The following is a 14916-nucleotide window of genomic DNA, read 5'->3' on the forward strand; positions in this document are numbered from 1 at the left end:
TTAAAAATGCTGAGTTACAGGATTGCGGGATGTGTTCACAGAAGAGTTTGTCAATCTATGCAATACGATGGCATAATGAAAGAGAATTCGTCAAGATATCTCAAAACTTTTTGTTTTAATTATACAAAAAAGTATTTAGACTATTGACTAGACTAAAAGTGAGACAGTAGTATCAAAAATGAGACAAGGAGATGATGGTGTGGATCGGCTGGACCGGATTGTCCGTGTTATGGAACTCGTATCCCAACAAGGCCGTGAAGGAGCGAGTTTGACGCAGATTGGGTATGTATTGGAATTGCCGAAGGCCAGCTTATATCGTCTTGTCGCTGACATGGAACAGGCGGGACTGTTAACCCACAATGCGCGTGTTAACCGGTATTTCCTTAGTTGGAGAGTTTTTGAATGGGCTACGGCTTATTATGCGCAGACCTCATATGTTGAAGTACTGCAAGAAGCCGTGACGACGTTAACGCAAGACGTGCAGTTGTTCAGTTATGCGGCCGTTTTGCAAGGCGGTCGCTTATTCAGTGTAGCGGTGGCCACTCCGCGAAGCTTCTATCCGGTATATGTCAAATTGGGAGCGCGGGTGCCGCTGCGTGGGTCGGCCCCCGGGAAGGTATTATTAGCGCAATTTCCGCCAGAGCGGGTGACGGCCTGGTTTGAACAAGAGGAGCGGGAGCTCGGTTTTTGGACACCGACTCCCTACACGCAGTCCGTGACCACGTTGCAGCAAGAAATGCCGCAGATTCACCAGCAAGGCTGGGCACTCTGTCGTGATGAGCTGGAGTTAGGCAATAGCGCGATTGCGATACCGGTGGGCACTCCGCCGTGGTGGGTCAGTTTAACTATTGTCGCCCCGACTTTGGTTGTTGCCGAGCGGACGCAAGAGTTATTAGCGGCGCTGCGCGCCGTCGGACAGCGCATCTCCAGCCCTTTGGATATGGCGCGTGTGGTGGACAATGAGGGGATAGAGCCGTGAGTTGGGTGCGTGAAATGGCTACGGTATCTTCGTGCGTTCATTTGGATGATACAGTGGCCCGCTTGGAAATAGACAGTCCCGAGGTCGCGCGTGCGATGAAGCCAGGGCAATTCGTGATGGTACGTCCCGAACAGTCATCTTTGTTGCCGCGTGCGATGGCGCCTAGTGAGTGGGATCCCGAAAAGGGCCGCGTCATCTTGTATATCCGTATTGTAGGGCCGGGAACTCAGGCGTTGTCTGCGTTACAGCCAGGAGATCGGTTAATGGTGATTGGACCGTTGGGCACACCGGTATGGCCCGAAGAAGGAGCTTGGGCTTTATTGGGGCGCGGTGTGGGAATTACCCCGCTGTTGCCCATGGCTAAAGAACTGGGCCGACGAGGACACGATGTGAGGATTTACTTATCAGCCCGGGCACAACACTTGCTGTTGGAAGCCGATGCATTTGCCGCCATAGGGCCTGTTACCTGCCATGTGGATGGTCAAGGCGCATCGTCTGTATCGTTGGCATTTATCAAGGATTTACAGGAAGGATACCGTCCTCGGCGTGTGTTGGTGTGCGGATCGCGCCGCCTGACGGCGCAAGTGGCGGCATGGCAAGGAGTTTATGGCTATGAAGCGCAGGTCTTTTTGGAAGAGAAGATGGCGTGTGGAATTGGGTGGTGCAAGGGGTGTGCAACCGGGCCGGAATGGCACTTGTTATGCGTGGATGGTCCCACCCGACCGATTGAGGAGGGATTGCTGTGAGCCAGACGTCTGTGTCATTACGCACACAGATTGGCCAGGTTCAGCTAAAAAACCCTGTGATGCCGGCATCGGGGACGTTTGACTGCCACAATGCGCCAGCATTGCCCTTTGATGCAGCAACTCTTGGGGCGATTGTGGTGAAAAGTGTCACCCTTCACCCCCAAAAAGGTAATCCTCCGGCGCGATTGGCCGAAACTCCTTCCGGTTTGATTAACTCTATTGGTATTCCGAGTCCTGGCATTGACGTGTTTATTCAGCAGATCTTACCGACTTATACCGCTTTAGGGTCACCGGTGATTGTGAGTGTAGCGGGGTACTCTGCCAACGAATATGCGCAACTCGTCGCCGCCCTCGACGGCCAGCCAAGCGTCGCGGCGATAGAACTGAATTTATCGTGTCCTAATATTCGGTATCACCGGATGCCCGCACAGGATAAGGACTTGCTGCAAGAGTGTGTTGCGATGGCTCGAGGTGCGACGGCCAAACCGCTATGGGCGAAATTGTCTCCTGATGTTCCTTCCGTGGGTGAAATGGCCCAGGCCGCGGAAGTGGCAGGGGCCGATGCTTGTACCGTAATTAATACGACGTCTGCGATGATGGTCAATATCCATACCCTGAGGCCGATGATTGGGGCAACGCGGGGAGGATTGTCAGGGCCCGCTTTGTTACCGATAGCGCTGGCCGCCGTGTGGGATGCGACACACCATGCCAACATTCCGGTGATTGGGGTGGGGGGCATCAGCACGGTTGAAGACGTCATCGCCGTATTTGCAGCGGGCGCGAGTGCGGTTCAAATTGGGACGGCATCATTTTATGACCCCATGGCGATGCCACGACTCATTGGAGAACTTGACCACTATTTAAAAGATAAGGGAATAGCCAGTATTGAAGAACTCAAGGCCAAGGTTCGTCAAATGCGAACCCACAGCGCAGAGGAGGTATAACCCGTGCAACCGTCACAGTTTTGGACGTGGGCAAAGACGCTGAGCGGATTTGGACAAAACGCCGATGGGTCTTTATCCCGTCTCGCTTTTACAGCCAGTGATGTCGCGTCTAGACGTTGGCTGCAGGAATTGTGGGTGTCTATGCACGCGGACGTGCACATCGACGGAATTGGTAACGTCATTGGTACGGTGGGCGATCCTCCCTATATTCTTTTGTCTTCGCACACCGACAGTGTGCCGCACGGCGGACATTATGACGGCGTGTTGGGAGTTTTAGCCGCCACCTTTGTCCTGTCACAATGGGATGTCCATTGGGGTGGCCTCATGGTCGTGGATTGGTCTAGTGAAGAATCCAGTCGCTTCGGTATGAGCACACTGGGGAGTCGGTCGGCCTGTGGGGAAGCGGATACTCTAGACTGGCACCAAACCGACAAAGATGGGATATCTTTGCAAGACGCCGCCCAAAAGGCCTTTGGTTATGGCAGTGTGCCTATTTGGGCTTTGCCAGTTTCGGCGATTCGCGCCGCGCTAGAACTGCATATTGAGCAAGGCACGGCATTGGCCAATGCTCATCAACCCTTAGCTGTGGTGACCGCGATTGCGGCGCCTCAAAGGTGGGTGATTGCTTTGCGCGGTCAAGCGAATCATAGCGGGAGCACTTTGATGGCCGATCGTCATGACGCATTGGCCGCTGCGGCATGGCTCATTACCCGGATTGAGGCGGCTTCTGCCAGGTGGGAGTCAGCCGGACTGCATGCGACGGTCACGGCGGTTGAGGTAGATCCAGGGGCCAGTAATGTGATCGCGGGGGCAGTACGTCTCCTTCTGGATATCCGGGCGCAGTCTGCCGATGTGCTCAGCACCTTCAGCCAAGCGTTTGATAAAGAGTGTCAAGAAGTCCAAACGCTTCGTGGGGTACATATTGATCGGCGTATTCTTAGCCAGGAGCAGCCAGGGCATCTTTCCCCGGAAATTATCCAAGTGCTTGCCGGTCAGCTTCGTGCCCGCGGTATGTCCCCTTATATGACGACGAGTTGGCCCAGTCATGATAGTTTAACCCTCTGCCGTCATGTGCCGACGGGAATGCTTTTTGTTCGCAATATATCCGGCGTATCCCACCAAGCTGGTGAGGCCATTGATCCCCAGGACATCGAGTTGGGCTTGGGACTGTACTATCAAAGCGTGAAAGCTTTGGCTTTGGGACACAATCAGTCCGGACGGGTGCTTTCGTCCTGAAAGCGTAGAGGACGACAAGGCTCACGAAATTTCGTGGGCTTTTTTTGTTGTAAGATTTCAGTAGAGTTAGAGACGTGATTTCCATTGGGGGATGAACGTCAGCTAAAGGTGACCGGAGCCATGCGATGCCCGAAGGTGCCATCGCAAGCTTACAGGACCCGATTTAGACGAATTCTTAGTACTCTGAAGTTTTTTGTAGAAGGTTACTGTCATAATACCAAGAGGTGTCACGATGTCTTATGAAGGCGATGAGATGAGGCAGCAGGGAAATCGGCCTTGGCACATTGAAGTCAACGGCATTAATCAGGTCAGCCGTGCGGAGCAAACGGGCCACGTGAGCGACTTGTTTTGGATATGGTTAGCGGCGAATCTTGGGATTTTAGCCGTGATTTATGGAGGTGTCATTCTCTCTTTTGGAATGAATTTCTGGCAGGCGCTCATCGTTGTCGTCCTCGGCGCTGCCTCGTTTGTGTTGGTTGGCGTCTTATCCGTGGCGGGCCGTGACGGAGGGGCTCCCATGATGACCTTGTCACGGGCCATATTCGGGATTCATGGCAATGTGGTGCCAAATTTTGTGAGCTGGTTGTCGTTTATCGGATGGGAAACGATTAGCGTGATAACAGGGACATTGGCGTTGATGGCCTTGTTAGGCATGTTTTTGCCGATTCCCCACGTGATCTTAGCAGTGCTTGCCATGGTCATCATGGTCGGCTTGACGATTATCTTAGGTTTGTTAGGGCACGCCACGTTGGTTGTGGTGCAGCGGTGGGCCAGCTATTTTTTTGGGTTGCTGACTTTATTAGTCATCGGGTTGTTGATTCCTAAGACGCATTGGCACTTGCTATGGTCACGGCCTCCGGGCCCGTGGCTTTCGGGGTTTGTTCCCGCGCTGTCTATCATCGTGGCAGGAACTGGCTTGAGTTGGGTGAATGCCGCAGCGGATTATAGCCGATATCTTCCGCGGTCTGTCAAGTCATCCGCGATCATTTGGTCGACGGTGAGTGGAGCGGCTTTGCCGCTCATTGTGCTGATGATAACCGGCTTATTGCTGACAACTCAGGAACCGACGCTGGCGTCGGCCGCAAATCCCATTCAATTGATTCAACAGGCTTTGCCGCCATGGGCTGCGGTTCCGTATTTGCTGACCGCAGCGGGAGGGTTAATATGTGAAGCCGATTTAAGCTTATATTCGTCCGGGCTCAATCTGTTAAATATGTTTGTTCCTTTACCACGCTATAAAACGGTCCTAATTGATGCGGTGGTCATGGCAGGGGGGACGGTCTATGTCGTTTTGATTGCGAAAAACTTTCTTGAACCCTTTGAATCGTTTATTTTGCTGTTGGGCACCGGTTTGGCGGCATGGGCGGGAATTTTTATTGCGGACCAGCTGGGACGGAGAAAGGGCGTGTACGACAAAGACCTGTTATATGGCGCAGCGCCCCCGTACCAAGTGCGCGTAGACGCGCTTATTATGTGGGCGGTGGGTACTGGCGCAGGGTTGTTATGTACCTCCTCACCGTTTTTTGTGGGTCCTTTAGCGCGAGGGATTTTCTATGGATCGAGTCTCGAATTAATGGTGGCGTTTACGGTGACCCTGGTGGGCTACCTACTCCTTGGTCTTAGAACTGGGAACCTCCACACGGTGATAGAAGGTGCAAAGGGAGAATGCGAATGAGATGGGAACAGCCCTAACGACTTGTGGTCGTCAGTAGCATTATCATGGACATTATGATGTATGTCGATGGGTGGCCTCCCCGCGGCGGTGATGTCATTGCGCGTGCAGGCCGTATTACGCCAGGGGGAGCATTCAACGTCATTGAGGCGGCCGTGCGTTTAGGATTGCCCGTAACCTATGGAGGTCTTTTGGGGGTGGGGGTTTTTGGGCAGTGGATTCGCCAGACCCTGCGGGAAAAGGGTGTGGCTATTGCGCATGAGGACGTAGACCCGCAAGACCAGGATACAGGGTTTGACGTCGCCCTCGTGGAGACAGGTGGAGAGCGGACGTTTGTTACCGCGTTAGGAGCTGAAAGTGAGTGGTCTTTGGAACATTTAGAGCACATTAATCTGGAACCGGGGGATGCCATTTACTTGTCGGGGTATGAATTCCTTTCAACCACTAAGGCCCCGGATCTGGCAAAATGGGCGCAACATGTGGCAACAAGTCATTTAGTGCTTTGGGACCCCGGACCGCTCGTTATGCAAATAGCGCCGGAGATACGTCAGGACCTATTGAATCGTAGCAATATCTGCAGTGCCAATCGACGGGAAGCGGAATTGCTGACAGGCGCGTCTGATGCGTTTGACTCCGTCAGACGACTAAAACGGCTGATGAGTGAAGGGTCTTGGGCCATTGTCCGAGATGGACCCCAGGGCGCCTATTTATGTGGAGCAGATGATAAGGTGGTGCATATCCCGACCCGCCAAACCAAGGCGATCGATACTACCGGCGCGGGAGATGTCCATCAAGCTGCCCTCATCGCGGCATTGGCGCAGGGGCAAAGTTTGCCAGACGCCATATGGCAAGCCAACGTCGCGGCATCCTTATCAGTCGAACGGGAGGGGCCCGGCCAAGGACCCGACTACGTTCAACTCCGCCGGACGCTCAAGGAGTTCTAGCGTCATTTCTGGCTGCGCATGATTGCGGTCGTTAAGGCTTTCCACGTCGAGCCGGGAGAGCTGTTGTAATACTGAACGTGGTTGTGGGCACTGAGGAGAAAATAAATATCAGGATATGCGGCACTGTCAAAGGCTGCCGTCAAGCGCCTTCCTGCTGTGCCCCAAATCCAAAGCGGGCGAGGTGCAATGCCCGCCATAAAAGGTGTCATGGCAGGGCCCTTCTGACCCATGTCGTGGTAGGCTTCGAGCTCGATGACTTGGATATGATGTTGAGCAAGCCATGTCCAGTGTTGGTTGATAAACTGTGTGCCGTAGTGGCAGCTGGCACACCATGTGGTCACAAACCATAGCAACGTGGGTTTGCCGGCCTCAGCGGTGGTCAGTAGTTCTTGTTTTCCCGTTTGTGCGTTAACAAAATTGCCATTGAGCGGTGGTAACGATGACGCTGCACTGGAAGCAGAAGATGGCGATGCCGGAGGCAATGCCGGGACGGCTCTGCGGTGCAATGCCACAAAGAGTATGCCTATTAGGAGGATCCCCACCACGGGCCACAAGAGCGCACGGTATTTCAACATGTTGAACACCCGTCTTGCAAAGCGCAGGCCCCGTGAAGCATACGGCGGGTGGCCCAATAGGCCATCAGCACGGCAAATAATAGGCTAGCCCCTTCAATGGCGGTCGCATGTATCGCAAAAAACCCTTGAATGGGGCCGCTGATACGCCAAAGGCTGGTCAAAGGAATGCCAGCAAATGCTAACAAGGAGGGGAGGATGGGAGTGCAGCACAGCAGATTGGGTAAGGCACTGACTACGACGGCTAGCATGCTGCTGGCCTGCGAATGAAAGGCGATGGTCTGCTTCATGGCCCACCATTGCACGACAACCACCCAGCTGATGACCATTCCAAAGCCTACACTGTACAGGCCCATCATGGGCGTTAAATAATGCCAATTTTGCCAACGGAGCTGTTGCGTCGAGGCTTCCGGCAAAAATAGTGAATAAAAGCCCGTAATGATGATAAATGTGATAAATCCTAAACGGCGGCTATCGCCAGCGCGCCATAAAGCCAAAACAAGAGCCTTGACAGACGACCCAGAGGCCGGCAATGAGACTGTAAAAGTTCTAGCCAAAGCAAAGCTCCTTTCCCAAAATTCTAAAGTGAATCTTCACCGGGCGGTAGAAAAAAGCCACGGTTGGGTTCATGGGCGGGGCCTACGACGACGCAAGCGGCGACGCCTTCGGCATGGTCTTGCATCATGGCCAGGCCGAGATCCAGGAGGTCATTGACCCGGGAATCGGCGATTTGGTAGTACATGAAACGACCTCGGGGCGTCGCCACGACAAAGCCACAGCTTTTCAAGCAGCTGAGATGATTAGAGAGGTGGCCTTGTCCGATACCTAAGGCAGTGACCATGTCTCCAACATTTAAAGACCCATGCTCTCGCAAAAGCGCGAGAATCCGCAGTCGAATGGGATGGCTCAGGCCCTGCCAAAAGGCGGCCATTAATTCATGTTGGCGATCATTCTGCTTGAGCAATCCTGACCTTCCTTCCTTCTCTCTACATCGGTCGATACGGCTAAGCGCAGGTTATCTTTATTTCGATCGTATCATGCTTATGGACCAGTGCCAAGCATTGACCTTTAACATATTGTAATATTGAATTTATGTGATATGTTAGAGGGGAACCAGACATTTCTTGGGAACATTATTCGCATGAACTATTCGGACGTCGTGCATCGTAAAGACGACAGAGCATAAAGGAGAGATGCAAGGGTGGATGAGAATAACACGAACCGCTTCGAGATGGCGATTGAAGGCATGACGTGCACGGATTGTGAGCGCCACGTGGCGCATGCTTTGGAGGCTGTCGGTGCCACCAATGTGGAAGTCAGCTTCCGCCGGGGTCGTGCGCTATTTTGGGCCTCTGTCGAATTTTCTCCAGACAAAGCGCAAGAGGCCGTAACGCAAGCGGGATACGTGCCGCACACACCGCACCTCGTTGAGCCCCAGAGCATAGAACGCACGATCAAGGACACTTATGATTATGATTGGGTCGTCATTGGCTCTGGCAGCGCGGCATTTGCGTCGGCCATTGAAGCCCGCTCCGCGGGGGCTAAGGTGGCGATGATTGAAAGAGGGACCTTGGGGGGAACGTGTGTCAATGTGGGCTGCGTACCGTCTAAAACGCTTCTACGTGCGAGTGAACTCCATCATCAAGCCGCGTCCAATCCATTTGGTGGGCTCAATACCAGTGCAGGGCCTGTCGATCTGTCCCAGTTGGTGGCGGAAAAGGATCAACTGGTTCAAAGCATGAGGCAGAAGAAATATGCTGATTTACTGCCACTCTACGAGATTGATTTTATTGAAGGGGAAGCCCAATTTATCGATGCTCATCGCATTGCGGTAGGAGACCGGATTATTACCGGGGCGCATTATTTGATTGCGACGGGGGCTAGGCCTCGAATTCCAGAAATCTCAGGATTGGAATCGGTCGACTACCTGACCAGCACTACGGCCTTGAATATCACGCAGCGTCCGGAACACCTTATCGTCATTGGATCCGGATACATTGCCCTTGAACTAGGACAGATGTTTCGCCGCTGGGGATCAAAAGTGACGCTGGTTCAACGCCGAACAGAGCTAATGCCGGATTATGATACAGAAGTGCGCACGGTCATCGCGGACGTTCTTAAGGCGTCGGGGATTGATGTGATTACCGGCGCCACCTATCACGATGTCGTGCAACGCGGTGCCGAAAAGGTCCTCACCGTGACGGTGAATCATGAAACTCGACACATTCGGGGCGATGCGGTGCTTGTTGCGGCGGGACGTGTGCCCAATACAGAGGCGTTAAATCTTGGCGCGGCAGGTGTGAGGTTAGGCAGGTTGGGGGAGCCTGTTATTGACGACACGCTTAAGACAGACAATCCACGAATCTATGCGGCTGGTGATGTGACGATGGGGCCGCAGTTTGTTTATGTCGCTGCGTATGAGGGTAAACTAGCAGCCCAAAACGCCATGGGTATTCAGGTGTCTAAACATATAGACCTTGGTGCCGTTCCTGCGGTAACCTTTACGCAACCAGCTATTGCTTCGGTGGGCATTACGGAAGAGATGGCAAATAAGCAGGGGTTAGCGGTCAAGACTTCGGTATTGCCGCTCGACGCCGTGCCAAGGGCGTTGGCTAACCGGGAAACGCTTGGAATTTTCAAAGTGGTGGCGGAATCACAAAGTGGGAAGATTCGTGGTGTGCAGGTCGTGGCCGACAATGCGGGTGATGTCATTTATGCGGCGACCCTGGCCGTGAAATATGGTTTGACGATTGATGATGTGACCGAATCTCTAGCACCTTATTTGACGATGGCGGAAGGATTAAAACTGGCGGCCCTCACCTTCGGGAAAGACGTCGACACCTTATCATGCTGTGCTGGATAGACTGACATAACATTTTGTGTTGCCATTCGCTATGCCGCGTGCAGATTCTGCAGGCGGCATAGGTGCTTTTGGCGAGGGGATTTTATTGCGCGGGAAACTTGATAAAACTATATAATGTAGCTAACAATGCGACAGGGTAGACCGTGTCGATAGAAAGAATGCCTCGCATTGATGCACGGTTAGGAAGAAGGGGAGTTTGGTGCAAGACCTGGAGGATATTGTTTGTCCCATTCAACGAGCCGCGACGTTGGTGGCCGATGTGACGGTGATTATTATTTTACGGGAATTGCAGGCAGGCCCGAGACGTTTTGGGGAACTACAGGCGGTGGGAGTCAATCCGCGTTCGTTGTCGGAAAGACTGCGGCGATTGACAGCCCAAGGCATTATTGTGCGCACCCGCTACGCCGAAGCACCGCCCAGGGTTGAGTATGAACTTACCGAAAAAGGGCGTGCATTGTGGCCCGTCTTAACAGCTTTGCAGCATTTTGGGGAAACGTGGCTTCCAGCTACGCCCCGTGAAACGGGAAAAGCCAGTCAATCCAAGTAAATGCAGCTCACCGGAGGATCTTGGTGAGCTGCGGATCCAAATTTAGAGGAAATTCTGTGTCAGCCAAGCCAAAGGATAGCTCCAAATGCCCAGTCCTACAATCAGCAGCGCGAAAAGTTGGCTGGTGTTGATCCCCGGGCTTACTGTGGAGTCGTCGGTTTTAGGACTTTGGGCGAAAAACGGGTAAATCCAGCGGAAGTAATATAAAAACGTAAATCCAGTAACCAGCAAGGCCGTCAGCCATAAAACAGGAGAATCATGCATCACCGCTTCGATACTATATAATTTTGCCGCCATGCCCAGGGTAAAGGGAAATCCTGCAAATCCTGCCAGCGCGACAATAAGCGTGGCGGCGAACCATCGTCCGCCGGTGTCTAAGACACCTACCAGATCTAAGCGTGTGGGGTTGGCTGATCCGCTAAGGGCGCTTGCGGCACCAAATACGGCGATACTAGTCAGCGCATACGATAAGAGATAGACGCTAGCGGCGCCCATATGGCGCGATGACAAGGGCAGAAGGATATATCCAACTTGTGCGATTGCGGCATAGGCTAACATGCGTTTGAGGCGGCGTTGGCGCCAAGCACCTAAAGATCCGACGATCATAGTGCCCACTGCGATAGTTTCCAAGCCTTGTGTCAAGTGAGGAAGGGCATTGAAAACACCGCTGGTAGTGAGGCGGATGAGCACGCTGCCGGCAACAATTTTGGGCAACGTGGCAATCACGGTCGTTGCGGGCCATGCGGTTCCTTCATATGTGTCTGGTGCCCACAAATGAAAAGGAAAACTACCCATTTTGAACAACAGGGCCGAGAACATCAGGGTCAGTCCCGCAATGAGCACCGAATGTCCCGTCGTGGAAGGTCCAATAGTAAGGTTTCCTTGGATGCCTCCAATCAGACCTATTCCCGCAACTTCTGCCGCAGTAAAGAGGCTGCCAAGAATAAAGTATTTGATGAGCGCCTCATCGCCGATTCGTGTCCAGCTCCAATGGCCAGCCAGACCATAGAGGCCGACGTTGACGGTTTCGATGCCCAGAAATAGCATAAGCCAATTATTGGTCGAAACAGCAGCGACGCCGCCAGCGGTTGCCATCATGAGAAGTGTGGACGCCAAGCGATCTTGGTGGGGAGCGAGGACTCCTGTTAGACCCAAGGCAGTTCCTAACACCAATTCTTGATAAATGACAATCGCTTGGTGTGGGGCCAGCAAATGTTCATACATAGGCAGCACAGCGTGTGGTTGTGAGAAGAGAACCATGAGAATCGCAAGGCCTGCAGCCAGTGTTCCCAAGCTCAAGGCTTTGGGAACTTCCAACAATTCGAAAACCATTAGGACGATGGGCACCATGCCTAGGACAATCCATGCGGTCATTTTAGTCCTCCCCAGTTCCAAATATGTGTCCACCATATGGGTGCGATGCCGATCAGAATAAGGGGAATTCCCAACCACGCGGCGGACCATACGCTGCCTGTCCTTGAAGAGACATTTGAGGTAGACCGCGTAAGATGGCCAAAATGCACACGAGCTAAGACTCGTAGCCAAGTGGCGGCCATGAAAAGCATGGCTGGGATAATAAGATAGAGAATTACGGGGTCGCGTTGTAGGGCGACCATGACCACGCCGAATTCACCAGGAAACAATGCTAATCCGGGAATGCCCATATAGGCGAAAGCTCCCACGGTAAGCCAGCTAACTAACGCCGGAGATTTTTGATAAAGTCCCGTCATGTCTTGGATTTGGCGGCTGCCGATGAGGTCATAAATGCGGCTGGTCACTAAAAACAGGAGGGGAGAGGCGAGACCATGTCCTATCATAATTAATATAGCAGCTTGATTGCCCAAAGAAGTGCCAAACGAGAGGGCTATTAAAACGTATCCCATAGAGGCTATCGAACTTTGGGCGACTGTTTGTTTGAGGTCGGTCTGGCCTAAGGCGAGTAAACTGCCAAGGAGTACGGTGAGCGCCCCCCACAGGGCTAAGAGGCTTGATGCGTGATGGATTGCTGGTGCAAGCATACTCGAAAACGACAACAATCCAAAGGGAGCTACTTTGAGCGCCACACCTGACAAATACATGGATACCGGCGTCGAGGCTTCGCCATGCGTTCGAGGCAACCAAAGGTGAAAGGGCCATAATGGTGTTTTGATTGCCCACATGACGAGCAAGAGGCCATAGACGCTGAATTGGAGGGCGCGGGGCACTACGTGACTATCAAACGTTGTGATATGATGCACCACGAGCGTTAAGGTGGCTGCGAGTAAAAACATGCCGGCAATTGCCGAAAAAGCTAAAAAGTATAAGGCTGCAGCCCGTCTATCGGTGCCGCCTTCTTTGCGTACGAGCAAATAAAAGGGTAATACCGCTATCTCGAATCCGAGAAAATAGAGGAGCAGATTGCGGCTTAAAAACGCCAGCGACACGCCGGAATACGCCAGCGATAGCCAAAATACCGAGTCCCGTGAAGGACTTTGATTGATACAGGCTATACTTAATAAGACGATGCCATTTAGCCACAGCAACGGTTGGCTAAACGGAGTAACGGCGAGCGCGATATTCAAACCCAAAGACGGCCACCAAGAACCGTGAAACGACTGTCCGAGGGAAAGGCCGAATATGGCCTGCAAGGTATCGCTCAAGGCCATGGCTATAAAAAGAGGTCTAGTCTTGGCTTGTGGCAGCCACGGCACCAAGATGAGAAACATCCATGGGATCAGGAAATAAAGCAGCATAAGAGTCCTCCGTTCGCTTTGGGATTAGACATGAATATTCCAAATAACGATGGCTAACAAGGCAATGCCCGACAGCAGAGCATACCGTTGGGCGCGCCCTGATCCCCCCCACCGCACCAATCGATTAGCCCATAAAATAACGGTAACAATGGTCAACGTTCCTTGAACAAGGGTGTGGTCCACCCAGACCGTCCATTGAGCAAGTTGGTTGATGCGACGCCACAGGGCGGGATAAAGCACGCCAGTCAATAAGGGAAAAGGGATGGTCCAAAAAGCACCGACTGTGGCACCTAGGCCGATGGATAACAGACTAGGCCACGTCTGCTCTATGAAAATGGGCCTGACGGACACCCATGGATGCCAAAAAAAGTTGATGAGGACCAATCCACTGATGATGTAGGAGGGAATCAACATTCCGTACGATGTGCGGTGAACTGGCGGAGCTTTTACAGGGATTAACGCCTTAACAAGTTTAGCCGTATAGGCACCGCCCAGAAAGGACAACAGAAGATCAAGCATTAGCGTATCTAATCCGTGTGAGGCGGTTTGATACAGAGCTTCTTTGGCGAGAAACCCCCCTGTTGGAGGCAACCCACTCACCCCCAAAGCTCCCATCATAAAAAGAGCGCTAAATTCAAATCGGTGAAGGCTGCCGGCCATGCGAGACAACAAGCCGGATTGGGCACGGTAGCTGGCAATGCCGCTAACAAAGAAGAGGAGTGCTTTGTAGAAGGCATGCGCGACAAGGAGGTTCCAAGCGGTGCGAGGTGATCCCATACCAATGGCGAGAATCATCATGCCCAATTGGCTGACGGTAGAGAATGCGAGCAGTTTTTTTATTTCTTGACTGCCCACGGCTCCCATGGCGGCTAGTACGGCGGTACTGCCACCAAGAATCATGAGGGTTACCAGTCCTCCGGGTGTATGGTGCAGGAGCAATGTATAGCGAATCAGCAAATAAGGACCAGCAGCAACCATCGTGGCAGCATGAATGAGAGCGCTAGCAGGTGTTGGGCCCGCCATAGCATCAACCAGCCATGAGGCATATGGTCCTTGAGCGGATTTGGCGGCAACGGCGCCAATGAGGGCCCATGCGATGAAGGCTGTGCCATGAAGATTGATGGCGGTTATGGTATTGTCATGATGAATAACGGCAAGAGCCACCGCGATTAGAAAACACACATCGCCAATGCGCGTCACCAGCATGGCTTTAGAGGCGGCATACCGGGCGGATGTTTCACATCGAAAATAACCAATTAATAGATAGGAGCCAACGCCCATCAATTCCCATCCGACGAACTGGGTGAACAGATTATCGCCGAACACGGTACACAGCATTGCACCCGTAAAAGCGAGCAGTACAGATTGAAAGTACCCTCGGCGTGCATCGTGTGAAAAATATCCCGCCGAATACACCTGCGCTAGCAAATTGATAAGCGTGGTCAGACATGCCATCCAATTGGCGATAGGGACACTTTGCCAGTGAAGTGAGATAGGGTATCCACCCAAGGTGAGAAAATTCCACCGGGAGTCTTGGTGGCTAGGGTATATCACGCTCTGTAAGCAGAACGCGAAGAGGGCCGCCGATATTGAGAATATGACACCGGACATTTTCTTAAAGCGAACCCATATGCCTAAAGTGCCCACGATGAGAGGAGTAAGGATCAGAAATCCGAGCAAC

At 52.7% G+C, this 14916-nt stretch carries 14 protein-coding genes; 8 read left to right on the forward strand and 6 right to left on the reverse strand.

Annotated features, from left to right (window positions below; genetic code table 11):
- Nucleotides 1-199 precede the first annotated feature (199 nt).
- From ORD20_RS11020 to ORD20_RS11045, 6 genes are all read left to right on the forward strand, one after another.
- Entirely contained in the window at nucleotides 200-979 is a 780-nt protein-coding gene (locus tag ORD20_RS11020; protein WP_158246318.1) for an IclR family transcriptional regulator, read from the forward strand.
- Nucleotides 976-1725, forward strand: coding sequence for an FAD-binding oxidoreductase (locus ORD20_RS11025; RefSeq protein WP_103376025.1), 750 nt, complete (start codon nucleotides 976-978; stop codon nucleotides 1723-1725). The genes ORD20_RS11020 and ORD20_RS11025 overlap by 4 nt, the downstream gene beginning before the upstream one ends.
- Complete coding sequence (locus tag ORD20_RS11030) at nucleotides 1722-2669, forward strand: dihydroorotate dehydrogenase (RefSeq protein ID WP_103376024.1); 948 nt, start codon at nucleotides 1722-1724, stop codon at nucleotides 2667-2669. The genes ORD20_RS11025 and ORD20_RS11030 overlap by 4 nt, the downstream gene beginning before the upstream one ends.
- Before the next feature lie 3 nt (nucleotides 2670-2672).
- Nucleotides 2673-3905, forward strand: a complete 1233-nt coding sequence (locus ORD20_RS11035) for a hydantoinase/carbamoylase family amidase (RefSeq protein WP_103376023.1) — start codon at nucleotides 2673-2675, stop codon at nucleotides 3903-3905.
- A 232-nt stretch (nucleotides 3906-4137) separates the two neighbouring features.
- Nucleotides 4138-5580, forward strand: a complete 1443-nt coding sequence (locus tag ORD20_RS11040; protein ID WP_242968574.1) for a purine-cytosine permease family protein — start codon at nucleotides 4138-4140, stop codon at nucleotides 5578-5580.
- 23 nt (nucleotides 5581-5603) lie between these two features.
- The gene (locus tag ORD20_RS11045) at nucleotides 5604-6521 is read left to right on the forward strand and encodes a PfkB family carbohydrate kinase (protein WP_103376022.1); all 918 of its coding nucleotides are present in this window, start codon (nucleotides 5604-5606) and stop codon (nucleotides 6519-6521) included.
- Between the two features lie 2 nt (nucleotides 6522-6523).
- Here ORD20_RS11045 and ORD20_RS11050 read toward each other — a convergent pair whose 3' ends face one another.
- The 3 genes from ORD20_RS11050 to ORD20_RS11060 are packed head-to-tail and all read right to left on the reverse strand — an operon-like array spanning nucleotide 6524 to nucleotide 8057.
- Nucleotides 6524-7096 carry a hypothetical protein gene (locus tag ORD20_RS11050; protein ID WP_103376021.1) on the reverse strand — a complete coding sequence of 191 codons (573 nt, stop codon included), beginning with the start codon at nucleotides 7094-7096 and terminating at the stop codon, nucleotides 6524-6526.
- Nucleotides 7090-7650, reverse strand: coding sequence for a hypothetical protein (locus tag ORD20_RS11055; protein WP_103376020.1), 561 nt, complete (start codon nucleotides 7648-7650; stop codon nucleotides 7090-7092). The genes ORD20_RS11050 and ORD20_RS11055 overlap by 7 nt, the downstream gene beginning before the upstream one ends.
- 23 nt (nucleotides 7651-7673) lie before the next feature.
- On the reverse strand, nucleotides 7674-8057 hold the full coding sequence (locus ORD20_RS11060) for an ArsR/SmtB family transcription factor (protein WP_242968573.1): 384 nt from the start codon (nucleotides 8055-8057) through the stop codon (nucleotides 7674-7676).
- Nucleotides 8058-8294: 237 nt separating this feature from the next.
- On the opposite strand from ORD20_RS11060, the gene merA reads away from it, so the two are divergent.
- Complete coding sequence (gene merA / locus ORD20_RS11065) at nucleotides 8295-9956, forward strand: mercury(II) reductase (RefSeq protein ID WP_430626178.1); 1662 nt, start codon at nucleotides 8295-8297, stop codon at nucleotides 9954-9956.
- 199 nt (nucleotides 9957-10155) lie between these two features.
- Entirely contained in the window at nucleotides 10156-10503 is a 348-nt protein-coding gene (locus ORD20_RS11070) for a winged helix-turn-helix transcriptional regulator (RefSeq protein ID WP_242968572.1), read from the forward strand.
- Between the two features lie 42 nt (nucleotides 10504-10545).
- Here the strand turns inward: ORD20_RS11070 and ORD20_RS11075 are convergent, their stop codons facing one another.
- From ORD20_RS11075 to ORD20_RS11085, 3 genes are read right to left on the reverse strand one after another with little or no spacing between them, the layout of a single operon-like run.
- Nucleotides 10546-11877, reverse strand: a complete 1332-nt coding sequence (locus ORD20_RS11075) for an NADH-quinone oxidoreductase subunit N (RefSeq protein ID WP_103376018.1) — start codon at nucleotides 11875-11877, stop codon at nucleotides 10546-10548.
- Nucleotides 11874-13235 (reverse strand): complex I subunit 4 family protein, encoded by a 1362-nt coding sequence (locus ORD20_RS11080; protein WP_103376017.1) that lies wholly within the window; start codon nucleotides 13233-13235, stop codon nucleotides 11874-11876. The genes ORD20_RS11075 and ORD20_RS11080 overlap by 4 nt, the downstream gene beginning before the upstream one ends.
- Before the next feature lie 24 nt (nucleotides 13236-13259).
- Nucleotides 13260-14915: an NADH-quinone oxidoreductase subunit 5 family protein gene (locus tag ORD20_RS11085; protein WP_242968571.1), complete on the reverse strand. Its 1656-nt coding sequence runs from the start codon at nucleotides 14913-14915 to the stop codon at nucleotides 13260-13262.
- Between the last annotated feature and the right edge of the window lies 1 nt (nucleotide 14916).

It is taken from the genome of Sulfobacillus thermotolerans (genome assembly GCF_039623705.1).
GTDB lineage: Bacteria > Bacillota > Sulfobacillia > Sulfobacillales > Sulfobacillaceae > Sulfobacillus > Sulfobacillus thermotolerans.

What these genes read in the sequence shown, in the direction of transcription:
- ORD20_RS11040 (WP_242968574.1), top strand. Translation starts at nt 4,138, where the DNA reads ATGTCTTATGAAGGCGATGAGATGAGGCAGCAGGGAAATCGGCCTTGG.
- ORD20_RS11050 (WP_103376021.1), bottom strand. Translation starts at nt 7,096, where the DNA reads ATGTTGAAATACCGTGCGCTCTTGTGGCCCGTGGTGGGGATCCTCCTA.
- ORD20_RS11075 (WP_103376018.1), bottom strand. Translation starts at nt 11,877, where the DNA reads ATGACCGCATGGATTGTCCTAGGCATGGTGCCCATCGTCCTAATGGTT.
- ORD20_RS11080 (WP_103376017.1), bottom strand. Translation starts at nt 13,235, where the DNA reads ATGCTGCTTTATTTCCTGATCCCATGGATGTTTCTCATCTTGGTGCCG.